Source organism: Micrococcales bacterium (assembly GCA_016703125.1).
In the GTDB taxonomy this organism is placed as follows: domain Bacteria; phylum Actinomycetota; class Actinomycetes; order S36-B12; family UBA10799; genus JADKAV01.
The window spans coordinates 166938-182358 of record JADJCR010000001.1 but is presented as its reverse complement, the minus strand read 5'-3'; the positions used below and the strand labels follow the sequence as shown (position 1 = coordinate 182358).

Genomic DNA, 15421 nt, shown 5'->3' with positions numbered 1-15421 from the left:
TTCAGCCCTCCTATCGGCTATTGGCCAGCCTATTGCCTCAGGCCGCCCAGCGGCCGATCACGGTCGGCACCAGGGGTACCCGACCGAGTGGCGCTGCGCCACACTTGGCGCGTGGCACACGATCACGGCGCGCTCACCGCCGGCGGCAAGCACCGCGGTCGCCTGGCGATCGCCCTTGCGATCGCGGCCGCGGTGTTCGTGATGGAACTGGTCGGCGCGGTGGTGACCGGTTCCATCGCACTGTTGGCCGATGCCGGTCATGTGTTCACCGACATGTTCGGGGTGGCCTTCGCGCTGGTCGCGGCGACCATGGCCCAACGTCCCCCAACGTTGGGCCGCACCTTCGGATGGCAACGCCTCGAGGTCGTCGCCGCAGCCGCCAACGCCCTACTGTTGATCGGGGTGGGGCTCTACGTGGCTGTGGAAGCCGTGCGCCGACTCGTCAACCCGGAGCCGGTCGAGGCAGGGCTCATGCTCGCCGTGGCGGTGATCGGCCTGATCGCCAACCTCGTCTCGCTGCGTATCCTGACCGCCGGCAAGGACGAGTCCATCAACGTGCGGGGCGCCTACCTCGAGGTGCTCGGCGACATGCTCGGTTCCGCGGCGGTGGTGGCTGCGGCGGGCATCATCGTGCTGACCGGTTGGGACCGCGCCGACGCGGTGGCCAGCCTGGCAGTGGCGGGGCTGATCCTTCCGCGGTCGCTGCGCCTCCTGCGCGATGCCTTGCGGATCCTCATGGAAGCCGCACCGGCCGACCTCGACGTGGCCGAGGTGCGCGGTCATCTCACGGAGGTGCCCGGCGTCGTCGATGTCCACGATGTGCACGTGTGGACCATCACGTCCGGGGTCCCGGCACTGACCGCCCACGTGGTCGTGGACCGGGGCACCCTCGACGCCTGCGGGCCCGAGTCGATGTTGCACCAGTTGCAGAAATGCGCCGAGGATTGCTTCGACATCACCCACACCACGTTCCAGGTGGAGCCGACCGACCATCGCGCGCACGAGCATGGTGCTCACCAGTAGGCGAGCCGTGCTCTCCAGCCGAACCCCGGGAGAGACCCGGACGACGGGGAGCGACCCAACCCGCTGCCTTTCACTCCCGGATGTCCGCAACTCTCCGGCCTTCACGCGAGCAGCCGGATCGCAAGGTGGTCGCCCTCAGGCTGTAACGACAAGCCCTCTGCCGGGAACATGAAGGTGTGAACGACCGGCAATGGCTGACCGACCTGTACGTGCAGCACAGTGACGCCGTCTACCGCTACGCCCTGCGCCGGACCAGCAGCCCGGAGGACGCCGAGGACGTGCTCGTCGAGGCCTTCGCGGTCGCGTGGCGCCGCCGGACGGCGGTGCCGGAGCCCGCGCTCCCGTGGCTGTACCGCACGGCGGGAAACGTGATCGCCCACGTGATCCGTGGCCGGCAGCGACGCGACCGGCTCGCAGTCCGACTGAGCAATGTCAGCACCTTGCACCTCGAGGACTCAGCGCCCGATCCGGACGTCCGGGCGGCGTTGGACAGGCTGCCCGAGCCGGATGCCGAGATTCTGCGCCTCTGGGCGTGGGAAAGCCTCGAGCCGCAGGAGATCGCGGCCGTGCTTGAGATCACGCCGGGCGCCGCCCGCACCCGGTTGTCCCGCGCCAAAGCCCGCCTGCGCGAGGTCTACGGCAGTCACGAGGAGGTGGGATCATGATCACCGACGAGCAGCTGCGCGATCAGGTGGCGCAAGCAGACCCGGCGGCCGGTCAGGTGGCCCCGGACGTCCTCGGCCGGGTGGTGGCCGATCGCCGGCGGCGCCCGATGCTGCGGCCCCTGCTGCTCACCGCAGCAGCGGTCATCGCCGTGGCCCTCGCGGGCACCGTCGTCATCCCGCAACTGCTACCCGCGGGCCAGTCAGACAGCACGTTGACGGTGACCGGACAGGCCGCGCCGGAAAGCGAAGCCATGACCGAACAGGCCCCCGACAGCGCGGACCGAACAGACCCGCAGCAGCCGGCGATGATCCGTACCGCCTCGGTCCTCAGCGGGACGCCCGACCCCAACGCGTCGGCCGACCAGTTCCTCCGGGCGGTCGAGAGCCTCGGCGGCCAGGTGGTCTCCCAGACCGTCGTGACGGAGGGCTCCGGTCAGACAGCGATCCAGACCGACAGCGCAATGCCGATCCCCTATCCGACCGGTCCCGGCGTCTGGCTCACCGTGCAGGTTCCTGCCGACCGCTACGAACAGGCGCTGGCAGCCGCCCGGGAGACCGGCCAGGTCGTGCGCCTGGAGCAGAACGCACAGGACGTCACTGCCGAGGTGACCGACACCGATGCCCGCGTCCGGGCCCTGGAGACCTCGCTGGCACAACTGCGCTCACTCATGGACCGCGCGCAGAGCGTCTCCGAGGTCATCGCGGTGGAAGAGGCGATCAGCCAGCGACAGGCCGACCTGGATGCCCTGCGGGCACAACAGCGGGAACTGCGCAGTGCCACGCAGATGGCCAGCGTCAGTGTGGCGCTGATGTCCCCGGCGGATGCGGCCGCCGCAGCCGGCCAGCCCGCGACGGAGAAGGCCGCGCTGCGCTGGACACTCGGCCTGGCCCTGGTGGCGGGTCTGGCGATCGCCGGCCTGTGGGCGATGCGCCGCAAGCGCGCTGCAACCGGCGCGTAGTACGTTCCGAATCGTGACGGTTCACGATCTTGGCGATACCCCACCGGTCAACAGTGACTTCCTGGAACGGCTCACGCTCAACCGCATCGACCGGGACATCTTCATCGGCTGGTGTCACGCCGGCTCCCCGACGCGGGCCTTCGGTGGCCAGGTGGCTGCGCAGGCACTGGTGGCCGCGGGTACCACGGTGGAGCAGTCCGGCCGCGTTGTGCACTCGCTGCACGGCTATTTCCTGCGCGCGGGCAGCACGACCGATCACATCGTCTACATGGTCGATCGACCCCGCGACGGGCGGTCCTTCTCCACCCGCCGGGTGCGCGCCGTCCAGTACGGCAAGACGATCTTCACCATGTCCGCGTCCTACGCCGACCCCCAGCGCGGCCCGAGTCACACGGCGAGCCCGCTTCCGGCAGATGACTGGCTGCAGCTGGTGCCGGCTCCGGAAACGCTGGACCGCACCGACATCCTGTACCGCATCCGCAACCGGGAGTCCTACACCCGGCACGACGGCCTGCCCCAGCGCGATTTCGTGGACGTCCGCTACATCGATCGCGACACGGTTCGGGACCTGTCGATGGGTCTGTTCGATCGCATGGCTTGGGTCCGTGCCGATCAACCGCTCCCGGACGCGTCGTTGTTCCATGTCTGCGCGGTCACGTACTTCTCCGACCTGACGTTGGTCGGCACGGTCTTGGACCACCACGGCGGGTACGAGGCGACGCAGGATCTGCAGATCGCCTCCATCGACCACGGCATGTGGTTCCACGCCCCATTCCGCGCCGACGAGTGGCTGCTCTTCGCCACCAGCAGCCCCGTGTCCGCAACCGGCCGCGGGTTCGCCACCGGGCAGTTCCACCGCCCGGATGGCACCCTCATCGCCTCGGTGGCACAGGAAGTGCTGGTGCGCGACCCGGGAGACTGAGTTGCGGACTACCGTGGAGGCATGGCACAGCCGACCGCGATCCGCTACTCCGCCCCGTTCACCGTGGTGGGTCCCCGGGGACCCCGATTCGGCGACTACACCGGCCTGAGCACCACCCTGCGACCCCCGGCGCTGCAGGGCATGCCCGGTCGCCGGCACGTCGAGGAGTTCCTTCGGCACAAGCGCTGGATGTACACATTCGCGGCGAACAAGGAACTGCTGGTAACCGCCGCCATCGTCGACGCCGGGCCGACTGGCACCACGTTCCTCACCGTCGCCGACCGCCGTACCGGCCGCCTGCTGGCAGATGTCAGCCGCCCCGGCGGCACCAAGCCGATGGTGGCGGTGAACGACCACCCCGGCGAGGGGCACCGCAGCCGCTACCGGATGCCCGGCAGCGACGTGACCATGAGCACCGAGGACGGAGTCCTGTCAGTGAGTGCGAAGGTCGGCTCACCGGTCGGTCTGCCGGCCATCAGCAAGCCGGCCATCGAACTGGACCTGCAGTTCGACATCACAGCCTCGCCGGCTCTGACGGTCATCTCCGACCTCGACACCGCCCCCCCGATGGTCTCTACGACCGGCAAGAACGCAGCACTGCCGGTTTCCGGAAGGGTCGCAGTCCGCCAGGGTGGGCTGCTGCACGCCTTCGACTTCACCGATGCCATCGGCGGATTCGACTTCACCAGTGGGCACCTCCCCCGCCACACCCACTGGCGGTGGGCCTATCTGACCGGGCGACTGGCCACGGGCAAGACCGTGGGCCTGAACCTGTCAGCGGACTTCTCGGGTCTGGCGGGACGGGCCCGGGAGAACTCCGTGTGGTACGACGGCACGCTCGTCGCGATCGACCCGGACGCCACCATCGACTTCGATCCCGACGAGCCTGCGAAGCCCTGGCAGGTCCGCACGGCCGACGGCAGGGTCGACCTGATCTTCACGCCGATCGGGGTGCATCGGGAGTCCCTCGACCTGCGTCTGGTGAGAAGCCGCTTCCTGCAGCCCGTCGGCGAGTTCACCGGCACCATCCGGATCGGACGGCGCACGCTGAACATCGAACGCCTGCCCGGTGTCGTGGAGAACCAGGACGTGCTCTGGTAAGCGCGCCCTTACACCGCGTTCATCCCCAGTTCATGAACCCGACTCCTGCTGCCACGTAAAGTCGAATTCAGGAACGAGGAGGCTGGACATGGAAATCGGGAATAGCTTACGGATCAGCCTGATCGGGCTGGCTGGTGGCTTGGTGGCGGCGGGGGCCCTGTTGGTCTCCCCGGCGGCCGGCGACGGCCTGGCCAGCTGGGTTCGGCAGGACGCACCCGTGGCCCTCGACGATGACGACGACGATGACGACGACACCGGCGACGACACTGGCAACACCGACGACGACAGCAACGGCGACGACACCAGCATGGACAACAGCGCGGCGGACAGCCAGGACGCCACCAACAGCCGTGTCACCTCGGTGAGCAGGGGCAACGACCGCAGCCGCGACGGACTCACCCGTGACCTCACCGATGATGGTCCGGGCGGACCCACCCGGGACTGGTCCGACAACCGCACCAACGATGCCTCCGTCGGCGACACCCGGGCGAGCAAGCAGACCAACGACAACACCCGCAGCAACTACAGCAAGGTCTCCCGGGACCGGGACCGAAGCCGTGGTGATCTCACGCGTGATCTGACCCGCGACGGCGGCAACGGACTGACCCGCGACCTGACGAAGGACTCCACCAACGACAGGTCGCGCAACGACACCCGGTGAGCGAATCATCCTGGCGATTCCATCGCGGTGACCTGGTCGCCCAGCGGTGCGAGGTGGTGAGACTGCTCGGTGGTGGTCGCGCCTACGAGGCCTACGAAGCATTCGACGTGCAGATGCTCGCCACGGTGGTGGTGAAGGTGCTCAGGCCGGATGTGGTCGGCGACTCCGGCGCCTTGCGCGGCCTGCGCCGCGAGGTGGAGATGCTGGGGCGTCTCAACCACCCGATCGTCGTGCGCGGCTTCCACGCCGACACCGGCGGCGCTCAGCCGTACGTCGCGCTGGAGTACCTCCCCGGGCCGAGACTGTCCACGCTGTTGCGCAAGCACGGCCCCCTGGCCACCGAGCAGCTGGTCGCCCTCGCGGTCGACCTCTCCTCCGCGCTGCACTACCTGCATGCCTGTGAGGTGGTCCACCTCGACGTGAAGCCGAGCAACATCATCATGGACGCTGCGCCCCGGCTGATCGATCTCAGCGTCGCCCGTTCCACCGAGGCTGCCGCCCACCTCGACCACGTCGTAGGCACGGACCGCTACATGGCACCCGAGCAGTGCGACCCGCCCCGCAGTGGGGTGCCGGGACCAGCCAGTGATGTGTGGGGGCTCGGCGTGACGTTGTACGAAGCCGTGTGCGGGAGCCGACCGTACGGGGATCAGCCGGCGACCGAGGCTCTGCCGGCGCGGATGCCCGAGGCCGTCGATGCGGCACTGGCTGACCCGATCATGGCCTGTCTGTCCGCAGATCCTGGGGACCGGCCCACGCCGGGCGACCTGTTCATCGCCTTCGGAGCCGTGCGCGAGGCACTCCCGGCGCCCAAAGTCGGCTTCTTCCGTCCGCGGGCGCGGTGACCTCAGCGCCGCCGGCTCAATCCGATGAGCACCGGCCCGGAGCGTTCTCCGCACGTGACGGCGCAAGAGCCGCAGCCGGTCGGCGGGCAACCTGCGGGCATCGCCTCCGCCGCGAGGTGCCCGAGTCGCTGAAGCTGTTCGAGCGCGGCCTGCACAGTCTCACGGGGAAGGGCTGTGCGGTCGACGATCTCGGCGACAGTCAGCGCACCGCGGTCCACGCTGTCGAGGACGTCGCGCAAGGGTCCCCGGCTCATGTGATCAGCCGTCCGATCTGGAAGACCGCCACGGCGACGACCCAGGCGACGGACAGCTGAAGGGCAATGCCGAACAAGGTCCAGCGCCGGCCGATCTCCCGCCACTGGGTGGCCAGCGTGGCCACACACGGGGTGTAGGCCAGCAGGAACACCAGGAAGGCCCAAACCGCCGCTGTGGTGTGCCCTTGGGATGACTGCTCGAAGTCCGCGGCCACCGCGTTGCCCAGATCCCCGGGCTTCGCAGATCCCCGGGCTCTGCCACCGCATACGTCTGCGCCCACGACGAGATGACTGCCTCTTTGGCTACGAACCCGACGGTCAGCGCGCCCACAGCTTCCCAGTTCCCGAATCCCGCGGGTGAGAAGACCGGAGCGATCCCTTCGGCCGCCGCGGCGTAGGCACTGTCCTGGCCGGGCACGTCGGCGAAGGAGCCCTGCCCGCCGACCGGTATCGACTGCAGCAACCACACAGCCGCGACCGTTGCCACGATGATTCCCGAGGCCGTCCTCAGGAATCCCTTGAGCCGGCCCCATGTCACGATTCCGAGGATGCGCAGGTGTGGCAACTGATAGGCGGGCAGATCGAGCAGCAGCGGATCGCGGCCCATCGTCCGCCACAGCGTTCGCTTCAGGGCCATGCCGACCACCACGACGAACGCGATGGAGATGACGTACATGGCGAAGACCACATTGCCGGCACTGTCGGGAAAGAAGGTCGACGCCAGCATGACGTACACCGCCAGCCGGGCCGAACACGAGGTGAACGGCACGAGCAGCGCGGTGAGGATCCGGTGCCGTGCGTCGGGCAGGACGCGCGTGGCACTGATCGCCGGGACATTGCATCCGAAGCCGACGATCAGCGGGAGGAAGGCCCTGCCCGGCAGTCCGATGAACCGCATGGTCCGGTCTGTGACGACGGCTGCCCGCGCCATGTAGCCGGAATCCTCCAGCAGCGCGAGCAGTGCGAACATGATCGCCATCAGCGGGACGAACGTGAGCAGCATCCCGACACCGCCGATCAGCCCGTCGATGACGAAGCTCTCCACCCAGGAGCCGCCCAGGCCGACCGCGCTCAACAGCGCTCCCGCCGCCGAACTGACCGGCCCGGCGAAGAGGGTGTCGAGCGCCTCCTGCAACGGCGCCGCCGCCGTGGTGGTGAGTTGGAAGACGCCCCACATGACCGCCAGGAACACCACCGGGCCGATCCACGGGGCGGTGACCCAGCGATCGATCCGGTCGGACCACGTGTGACGCTCCTGGCCCGGCACCACAGTCGCTGCGTCGATCGCCGCCTGCACCCACCCGAATCGCTCGTCGGCGCGAGCCAGGTCGTCGTCCTCGCGGGCTTCCCGCGCCCGAGCGGCCGGGACCGGCGATTGCAGGACATCGGCGACCACATGAGCCAGATCGGCTCCCCCGACACCGTGGCGCGGGTCCATGCGCACCACGGGCACGCCCAGAGACTCCTGCAGTCGCGCCACATCGACCTCGATGTCACGGCGCGCGGCGACGTCCGACATCGTGAGCGCGATCACCACCCGGCGGGGGTCCTCCCGGACCTGCGACGCGAGGTACAGGCTGCGTGCCAGCCGCGAGGCATCGACCACGACCACCACCAGATCCGGGGCATCCGCTGGGTCGACCGGCTGCAGTAGAGCGGCTGTGAACTGCTCATCGGGTGAGGCGGGGTCCAGGCCGTAGGCGCCAGGCAGGTCGATCAGGGCCACCTCGTGACCGGGGACCGACCACGCGGCCCGCCCCACTTCGACGGTGGTACCGGGCCAGTTGCCGACGCTGCGGCGCGCCCCGGTGACGCTGTTGAACAGTGTGGACTTGCCCACGTTCGGCGCCCCGACCAGCGCGACGACGGGGGCGCCGGCGGACGCCAGGGGGCCGGCGGCATCGGAGTGGCACGAGACGGAACTGACGGAATCACTCATCGGTGGCGTCCAGCGTGACCGCCGCCGAGAGTTCGCGGTCGAGAGCCACCCGGGCACCGCCCACGGACACGACCCTGCCGCCTCCTGTGGTGCGGTACATCACACGCACCGTAGCCCCCGGACGGATGCCCATCTCCGCCAGTCTGCGACGCACCGCCGGATCCGCACCCACCGACTTGACGGTGGCGGAACCGGTGGTCTCAGCCAGGCTTGCGCTCACTGTCTTCCAGGGTAGCAGCCACGATTAGGTAACCCTAAGTCGCGGCCTCAGGCGATGAGGGTCCCGATCCGCTCGGCAGCGGCGGCCTTGCGGATGTGGCTGTCGGCAAGGAGGTCGAAAACCACCAGCGGCAGCCGGTTGTCCCGGCACAGGCTGATGGCTGTGGCATCGGCCACCTTGAGATCCTGCGCGAGGACGTCGGAGTGGGTCAGGGTGTCGTAGCGTGCGGCCTCCTGGGTGGTGCGCGGGTCGGCGTCGTACACGCCGTCGACGCCGTTCTTGCCCATCAGGACGGCCTCGCAGCCGATCTCCAGAGCACGCTGTGCGGCGCAGGAGTCCGTCGAGAAGTACGGCACGCCGAGTCCCGCCCCGAAGATGACCACCCGTCCCTTCTGCAGGTGCCGGATGGCCCGGCGCGGGACGTAGGGTTCGGCGACCTGCCCCATCGCGATCGCGGTCTGGACCCGGGTCTCGACCCCGACCTTCTCCAGGAAGTCCTGCAGGGCCAGGCAGTTCATGACCGTGCCGAGCATGCCCATGTAGTCGGCCCGGGCCCGGTCCATGCCGCGCTCGGACAACTCAGCACCCCGGAAGTAGTTGCCGCCGCCGATCACCACAGCGACCTGGCGGCCATCGGAGACCACTTCGGCGATCTGTGAGGCGATGGAAGCGACCACGTCGGGGTCCACACCCAACCCGGTCCCGCCGGAGAATGCCTCCCCGGACAGCTTCAGGAGAACCCGTCCCCAGCCGGATGCGGGGGCGCAATCCCAGCGGGGTGTCACTTAGCCCTGACCCACCTTGAACCGGGCGAAGCGGGTGACAGTCACTCCGCTCTCCGACAGGTAGGCCCCGATGGTCTTCTTGTTGTCCCGGACCCACGGCTGCTCGAGCAGACACACGTCCTTGAAGAAGCCGTTCACGCGACCTTCGATGATCTTCGGCAGCGCCTGCTCGGGCTTACCCTCCTCGCGGGCGGTCTCTTCGGCGATGCGGCGCTCATTGGCCACAGTGTCCTCGGGGACATCCTCCCGCGACAGGTACAGCGGGGACATCGCGGCGATGTGCTGAGCGACGTTCTTGGCCACCTCTTCAGCGGCGACGTCAGTCTCGACCAGCGCGCCCACGCTCGGCGGCAGGGCCGGGTCATGCTTGTGCAGGTACACCGTCACGAAGCCATCCGCGAATCGCTGGAAGCGGCGGATCTCGATCTTCTCGCCCATGGTGACGTTGGCCTCGTCCAACAACTGCTGGATGGTCCGGTCGGCCTGCACCTCGAGGCTGAGCAACTCCGAGATATCCGCGGGCTGCTTGGCCGCAACGAAGGCGGATACCTCGGCGGCCAGCTGCTGGAACGCCGGCGTCTTGGCCACGAAGTCGGTCTCGCAGTTGAGCTCGAGCAGCACACCGTGCTGCGTCCCCTCGATGTAGGAGGTCACGAGCCCGTTGGAGGCGGTCCGCTCAGCTCGCTTCGTGACGCCCTTGGCGCCCTTGATCCGCAGGATCTCCACTGCCTTCTCGAAGTCGCCGTCAGCCTCCTCGAGCGCCCTCTTACAGTCCAGCATCCCGGCCCCGGTCATCTCCCGCAGGCGCTTGACATCAGCTGCGCTGACAGCCATCAGTTGTTCTCCTCGGTAGTCGTCTCGGTGTTCTCGGCCGGCGCTTCTGCTTGCTCGGTGGCGGGCCGTTCGGCCGGCGCCTCCTCGACCGCGTCAGTCTGCTCGGCGGCGGGCTGTTCGGCCGGCGCCTCCTCGACCGCGTCAGTCTGCTCGGCGTCACCGCGTCAGCCTGCTCGGCGGCAGCCTGCTGCTCCAGCAGTTCGCGCTCCCACTCCGGCATCTGCTCGGCGCCCTCGTCGCTGGCACCGGCGCGGGCCATCTTGCCCTCAGCCACGGCGTCGGCGATCACCCTCGTGAGCAGCGTGACGGAGCGGATCGCGTCATCGTTGCCGGGGATCGGGTAGTCGACGTCGTCCGGGTCGCAGTTGGTGTCCAGGATCGCGACGATCGGGATGCCGAGTTTCTTGGCCTCGGCGACGGCGATGTGCTCCTTGTTGGTGTCGACGATCCACACCGCGCTGGGCACCTTGTTCATGAAGCGGATGCCGCCGAGGGTGCGCTCGAGCTTGTCGCGCTCGCGACGCAGGCCGAGCAGTTCCCGCTTGGTCATGCCGCTGGCGGCCACGTCGTCGAAGTCGATCTCCTCGAGTTCCTTCAGCCGCTGCAGCCGCTGGTGGACCGTCTGGAAGTTGGTGAGCATGCCACCGAGCCAGCGTTCGTTGACATAGGGCATCCCGACCCGCTGGGCCTGCTGGGCAATGGCTTCCTGGCCCTGCTTCTTGGTGCCGATGAAGAGAATCGTGCCGCCATGGGCCACGGTCTCCTTGACGAACTCGTAGGCGTTGTCCAGGTACCCGAGGGCCTGGTTGAGATCGATGATGTAGATGCCGTTGCGGTCCGTGAGGATGAACCGCTTCATCTTGGGGTTCCAGCGACGGGTCTGATGCCCGAAGTGGACCCCGGATTCCAGCATCTGACGCATGGTCACGACAGCCATGGGTAGTCCTTTCGCGCCTTGCAGCGCTTTCCAGTTGTACGCTCCAGCCGGTCGGCCGGGGCCCTGACACCGCCTCCTGCCACGCCCCCCAAGGGGACCGGACGGCACGAGGCCGGCAAGTGCCGGCTGACGGTGTGCGAATTTCGCAGCGGACTGCGATACGAGGAAGTCTACCCGGTTGGCCTGTGGACGGATTCCGCGGCCATCCACAGAAGTGCCGGTGACTCTGGCCGTGATCAGTCGTGCAGTGCTGCCATTGACCTGTGCTCGTACTCCCCCTTCCGCCCGTGGCCCCCCTGGTCGTCACCAGAGCCTTCACCCCCGCTGCGCACGCCTGGCTGCCGGCGCACCGAGGAGTCGACGTGCGGGCCCGGGCGGGGCAGGCAGTCGTGGCCCCGGACGCGTGCACCGTGGTGTTCGCCCACCGGATCGCGGGGCGTCCGGTGCTGTCCCTGCGCTGCCGGGGTGTGCGACTGACCTTCGAGCCGGTCCGGGCGGAAGCCGCTACCGGCGAACGGATGTCACCGGGCGCCGTGGTGGGCCGGGTGGCCCACGGCGGTCACTGCGAGGGCTCCTGCGTCCACTGGGGCGCCAAGGTCGACGGCCGGTACGTGGACCCCATGTCGTTCTTGATGCCGCGGGCCCCGGTGCTCAAGCCGCGTGTCACAGCCCGACCTGCTGCAGGCGCGCGCAGGTCCAGCAGGGACTTGCTGTGGATCTGGCTGACACGGCTTTCGGTGACGCCGAGCACCGAGCCGATCTCAGCAAGGGTGAGCCGCTCGTAGTAGTACAGGGTGAGCACCACCTTCTCGCGCTCGGGCAAGGATGCGATCTGCTCGGCCAGGATCGTCTTCATCTCCTCGGTCTCGTACTCGGCTTCGGGGTCCACGGCACGTGGGTCTTCCAGCAGGTCGCCGAGGGTCATCTTGTCGCCACGGTCCGAGCCCCCATGGGTCACCTCATCGAGGGCGACGACATTGGTGAAGGACACCTTGCTCATGAGCTTGGCGAGTTCCGGTCGGGTCAGCCCCATCCGATCGGCCAGTTCGGCCTCGCTGGGGGCTCGCTTGAGTTCGGCTTCCAGTGCGGCGTGCGCCCGCTCGAGATCCTTGGCCTTGGACCGCACGGAACGCGGCACCCAGTCCAAGGACCGGAGCTCGTCGATGATGGCGCCCCGGATGCGGTTGATGGCGTAGGTCTCGAACTTGATCTGCCGGTCGAGGTCGTACTTGTCGAGGGCGTCGATGAGCCCGAACATGCCGTAGGACACCAGATCAGAGGACTCGACGTTGTTGGGCAGCCCGGACCGCACGCGACCGGCCACGTACTTGACGAGCGGCGCATAGTGCAGGATGAGCCGATCCCGGTAGGCGCGCTCCCCTGTCGCCTTGTAATCCTCCCAGAGCCCCCGCAGCGCTGCGGCGTTGTCGGCGGCTTCCTGGGCGGCGGTCTCGGCGTTGTCCAGAACGTCGGATTCAGGCACGGGGATGCGCATTCTCGTAGACCGATCGCAGCCGGTCGGCGGACACATGGGTGTAGATCTGCGTGCTGGCCAGGCTGGCATGGCCGAGCAGCTGCTGGACATAACGCAGGTCCGCACCGCCCTCCAGAACGTGGCTGGCCATGCTGTGCCGCAAGCCGTGCGGGGCGAGGTCTGGCAGGCCCGGGAACTGTGCGGTCATGTCGTGCACCACGCGGCGGGCGACGCGCACGTCCAGGGCGCGACCACGGGTCCCGACCAGCAGCGCCGTCTCGTGGGGCTGCGCGAGGTCCCCCCGCACCGTCGACCAGCGCTGCACAGCGCGCACACAGGCGCCCGTGAGCGGCACGACCCGTTGCTTCGCGCCCTTGCCCATGACCCTGACGGTACGCCGATCCAGATCCACATCGCGCACCTTGATCGCGCACGCCTCGCTGACCCGCAGCCCACTGCCGTACAGCAGTTCCAGGAGCACCAGATCACGGATCGCGACCGGGTCGTCCGCCAGACGGCTGAGGGTGTCCAGCGCCTCGTTGAGCCGGACGCTGTCGGCCACGGCAGGCAGGTCCGGGCTCACCCGCGGGGTCCGCAGCCGCAGGGTCGGGTCGGTGTCCAGCAACCCGCGGCGGACAGCCCAACGGGCGAAACAGCGGATGCTGGCGATCCTGCGGGCGACGGTGGCCGAACCGGCGCCGGTGGCGCGGGCCTGCGCCAGCCACTGCCGAACCGCAGCGGTGGTGAGGCCGCGACCCTCCAGGAACGCGAGCAGATCGGCCACGTCGCCGAGGTAGGCGGCTGTCGTGTGCTCGGAGAACCCGCGCTCGCGGCTCATATAGTCCTCGAACGCAGGCAGCGCGGCGCCAAGGGGTGACGGGTTGTCCCCATCCTCGCCCGGTCCCACCCGCCGTACTGATCGCACGTGCCCAGACTGCCCAAGGGCCCTGACCGAGTCAACCGGACTCGGGCGGCGTGCCGAGCATCTGGACAAGATCGTCTGCACTGAGCAGCAGCGCCGCCCAGCCGTCGGCCACCGCCCGGTGCACACCCACCACCGTCGGGCTGTCCATCCGGCCCGGCACAGCGAGGACCAGTCGGCCCAGGTCGGCTGCCGTGCGTGCGGTGTTCAGGGCTCCCGATCGGTCAGCGGCCTCCACGACCACGGTGGCCAGCGTCAACGCCGCGATCAGCCGGTTCCGATGAAGAAAGGAACCTCGCGTCAGGCCCACACCGGGCGGGTGCTCCCAGACGACTGCGCCGCGATGCATCGCTGCGGAGAAGAGGTCGGAGTGCTCCGGTGGGTAGACCCGCCCGGCTCCGCCGGCGGCCACCAGGATCGTGCTGCCTGCGGCACGCAGCGCGCCGGCGTGGGCGGCGCTGTCGATGCCCCGGGCGCCGCCGGACACCACCAGTCGGCCAGTCGCGACCACGGCCGCCGCCAACTGCCCGGCCGCCGCCACCCCGTAGTCACTGCACCGGCGCGACCCCACCACCGACACCATCGTGCGGGGGTCGACGGGCACCTCCCCCCGGACCCACAGTGCACAAGGCGCTGCCATCCCCAGCGCGGACAGTCCGAGCGGCCAGTCATCGTCGGCCTGGCACAGCACGCGACCGCCATCCTCCAGCCAGGGTCCGGCGATCGCCGTAGCCGCTTCGTCGAGCATGTCGTGGCCGATGAGGGCGCCCGCTCGCTCGACCTGATCGTGCGCTCCCGTCTGCCCGGCCGCACTGAGCACCGCAGCTGCGCTGTGTCGGAGGTCCATGCCTCGATCGTGCGCCGCCACCCGATCCCGCGGGAGGCTCCGTGGAGCTTCTGTGGATCAGGCCTAGGCGTTGTCCCCAGCTGGCAGATCCTCCACGTTGACGTCCTTGAACGTCAGGATCCGGACGGCCTTGGCGAAGCGTCCTTGCCGGTACATGTCCCACACCCACACGTCGCGCAGCATCACCTCGAAGAACACCTCGCCGCCGTCGGTGCTGCGGACCTGGATGTCGACGTCGTTGGCGAGATAGAAGCGCCGCTCCGTCTCCACCACGTGGCGAAACATGCCCACGACCTCGCGGTACTGGCGGTAGAGCTCGAGTTCGACCTCGCTCTCGTACCGCTGCAGGTCCTCAACGCTCATGCAGCTCCCTCTCGGACGGCCCGCCGGACGGTGATGAATCGGTGGCGGTGCACGGCGCAGGGTCCGTGCTCGGTCAGCGCCCGGCGGTGCGCTGGTGTGGTGTAGCCCTTGTGCTCGTCGAAACCGTACTGCGGGTACTGGGCATGCAGGCCGACCATGTGCCGGTCGCGGGCGCACTTTGCCAGCACGCTGGCCGCGGCGATCGTCGCCGACACCTGGTCACCTTTCCAAATGGCCAGTTGCGGGCTGCCCAGACCGCCAGGCACGAAGCCGTCGCACAGTGCGTAGTCGGGGGTCAGGTCCAGTCGCCGCCAAGCTCGCCGGAAGGCGACCAGGTTGGCTCGGTGCAGCCCGACCTCGTCGAGTTCGGCGACGTCGATGGCGACCACCGACCACGCCACCGCCAGCCGTTTCACGCGCTGTTCGACGCGTTCGCGGGCAGCGGGGGTCAGCAACTTCGAGTCGGCCAGTTCGGCGATGCGGCTCTGGGGTGCCAGGACCACCGCGGCGGCGTACAAAGGCCCGGCGCAGGCGCCCCGGCCGGCTTCGTCCAGCCCCGTCACCAGCGGAAAGCCTGCCTTGCGCACGGTGTTGTCGAAGGCGTACGGACCAGCACCCTTGCGGGGCACGGGGACGCTGGCCGGACCGATCACAGCCCCACCATATGTGC

The 15421-nt window shown here is 68.9% G+C and carries 16 protein-coding genes and 1 pseudogene; 6 read left to right on the top strand and 11 right to left on the bottom strand.

From position 1 onward, the window contains the following. Nucleotides 1-111: 111 nt before the first annotated feature. From IPG68_00895 to IPG68_00870, 6 genes are all read left to right on the top strand, one after another. The gene (locus tag IPG68_00895; GenBank protein MBK6761910.1) at nucleotides 112-1023 is read left to right on the top strand and encodes a cation transporter; all 912 of its coding nucleotides are present in this window, start codon (nucleotides 112-114) and stop codon (nucleotides 1021-1023) included. Nucleotides 1024-1199: 176 nt separating this feature from the next. Beyond that, on the top strand, nucleotides 1200-1688 hold the full coding sequence (locus tag IPG68_00890; protein MBK6761909.1) for a sigma-70 family RNA polymerase sigma factor: 489 nt from the start codon (nucleotides 1200-1202) through the stop codon (nucleotides 1686-1688). An 822-nt stretch (nucleotides 1689-2510) separates the two neighbouring features. After that, nucleotides 2511-3569, top strand: coding sequence for a thioesterase family protein (locus IPG68_00885; GenBank protein ID MBK6761908.1), 1059 nt, complete (start codon nucleotides 2511-2513; stop codon nucleotides 3567-3569). A gap of 21 nt (nucleotides 3570-3590) precedes the next feature. Continuing rightward, nucleotides 3591-4670, top strand: a complete 1080-nt coding sequence (locus tag IPG68_00880; GenBank protein MBK6761907.1) for a DUF2804 domain-containing protein — start codon at nucleotides 3591-3593, stop codon at nucleotides 4668-4670. Nucleotides 4671-4758: 88 nt separating this feature from the next. Then, nucleotides 4759-5331, top strand: coding sequence for a hypothetical protein (locus IPG68_00875; protein MBK6761906.1), 573 nt, complete (start codon nucleotides 4759-4761; stop codon nucleotides 5329-5331). Next, the gene (locus tag IPG68_00870; GenBank protein MBK6761905.1) at nucleotides 5328-6176 is read left to right on the top strand and encodes a serine/threonine protein kinase; all 849 of its coding nucleotides are present in this window, start codon (nucleotides 5328-5330) and stop codon (nucleotides 6174-6176) included. The genes IPG68_00875 and IPG68_00870 overlap by 4 nt, the downstream gene beginning before the upstream one ends. Nucleotides 6177-6178: 2 nt before the next feature. Here IPG68_00870 and IPG68_00865 read toward each other — a convergent pair whose 3' ends face one another. From IPG68_00865 to IPG68_00815, 11 genes and pseudogenes are all read right to left on the bottom strand, one after another. Further along, nucleotides 6179-6430, bottom strand: coding sequence for a MarR family transcriptional regulator (locus IPG68_00865; protein ID MBK6761904.1), 252 nt, complete (start codon nucleotides 6428-6430; stop codon nucleotides 6179-6181). Next, nucleotides 6427-8369, bottom strand: a pseudogene (gene feoB, locus IPG68_00860) (ferrous iron transport protein B). Before feoB ends, IPG68_00865 begins: the two are co-directional and overlap by 4 nt. Further along, nucleotides 8362-8577 (bottom strand): ferrous iron transport protein A, encoded by a 216-nt coding sequence (locus IPG68_00855; GenBank protein MBK6761903.1) that lies wholly within the window; start codon nucleotides 8575-8577, stop codon nucleotides 8362-8364. The pseudogene feoB and the gene IPG68_00855 overlap by 8 nt, the downstream one beginning before the upstream one ends. A 59-nt stretch (nucleotides 8578-8636) precedes the next feature. Next, complete coding sequence (locus tag IPG68_00850; GenBank protein ID MBK6761902.1) at nucleotides 8637-9374, bottom strand: UMP kinase; 738 nt, start codon at nucleotides 9372-9374, stop codon at nucleotides 8637-8639. Next, a complete protein-coding gene (locus IPG68_00845) occupies nucleotides 9375-10211 on the bottom strand; it encodes an elongation factor Ts (GenBank protein MBK6761901.1) in 837 nt (278 codons plus the stop codon). It lies immediately after the preceding gene. Beyond that, nucleotides 10189-11145, bottom strand: a complete 957-nt coding sequence (gene rpsB, locus IPG68_00840; GenBank protein ID MBK6761900.1) for a 30S ribosomal protein S2 — start codon at nucleotides 11143-11145, stop codon at nucleotides 10189-10191. The genes IPG68_00845 and rpsB overlap by 23 nt, the downstream gene beginning before the upstream one ends. A gap of 559 nt (nucleotides 11146-11704) precedes the next feature. Further along, a complete protein-coding gene (gene whiG, locus IPG68_00835) occupies nucleotides 11705-12640 on the bottom strand; it encodes an RNA polymerase sigma factor WhiG (GenBank protein MBK6761899.1) in 936 nt (311 codons plus the stop codon). Beyond that, on the bottom strand, nucleotides 12621-13457 hold the full coding sequence (locus IPG68_00830; GenBank protein ID MBK6761898.1) for a tyrosine recombinase XerC: 837 nt from the start codon (nucleotides 13455-13457) through the stop codon (nucleotides 12621-12623). The genes whiG and IPG68_00830 overlap by 20 nt, the downstream gene beginning before the upstream one ends. 118 nt (nucleotides 13458-13575) lie before the next feature. Beyond that, on the bottom strand, nucleotides 13576-14388 hold the full coding sequence (locus IPG68_00825; protein ID MBK6761897.1) for a DNA-processing protein DprA: 813 nt from the start codon (nucleotides 14386-14388) through the stop codon (nucleotides 13576-13578). A gap of 63 nt (nucleotides 14389-14451) precedes the next feature. After that, entirely contained in the window at nucleotides 14452-14751 is a 300-nt protein-coding gene (locus tag IPG68_00820; protein MBK6761896.1) for a DUF2469 family protein, read from the bottom strand. After that, a complete protein-coding gene (locus tag IPG68_00815) occupies nucleotides 14748-15404 on the bottom strand; it encodes a ribonuclease HII (GenBank protein ID MBK6761895.1) in 657 nt (218 codons plus the stop codon). Before IPG68_00815 ends, IPG68_00820 begins: the two co-directional genes overlap by 4 nt. Between the last annotated feature and the right edge of the window lie 17 nt (nucleotides 15405-15421).

Excerpts from the sequence above, each read along its gene's own strand:
- IPG68_00885 (MBK6761908.1), top strand. The coding sequence starts at position 2,511 with ATGCGGCCGCCGCAGCCGGCCAGCCCGCGACGGAGAAGGCCGCGCTGC.
- IPG68_00880 (MBK6761907.1), top strand. The coding sequence starts at position 3,591 with ATGGCACAGCCGACCGCGATCCGCTACTCCGCCCCGTTCACCGTGGTG.
- IPG68_00875 (MBK6761906.1), top strand. The coding sequence starts at position 4,759 with ATGGAAATCGGGAATAGCTTACGGATCAGCCTGATCGGGCTGGCTGGT.
- IPG68_00865 (MBK6761904.1), bottom strand. The coding sequence starts at position 6,430 with ATGAGCCGGGGACCCTTGCGCGACGTCCTCGACAGCGTGGACCGCGGT.
- rpsB (MBK6761900.1), bottom strand. The coding sequence starts at position 11,145 with ATGGCTGTCGTGACCATGCGTCAGATGCTGGAATCCGGGGTCCACTTC.
- whiG (MBK6761899.1), bottom strand. The coding sequence starts at position 12,640 with ATGCGCATCCCCGTGCCTGAATCCGACGTTCTGGACAACGCCGAGACC.
- IPG68_00830 (MBK6761898.1), bottom strand. The coding sequence starts at position 13,457 with ATGAGCCGCGAGCGCGGGTTCTCCGAGCACACGACAGCCGCCTACCTC.
- IPG68_00825 (MBK6761897.1), bottom strand. The coding sequence starts at position 14,388 with ATGGACCTCCGACACAGCGCAGCTGCGGTGCTCAGTGCGGCCGGGCAG.
- IPG68_00820 (MBK6761896.1), bottom strand. The coding sequence starts at position 14,751 with ATGAGCGTTGAGGACCTGCAGCGGTACGAGAGCGAGGTCGAACTCGAG.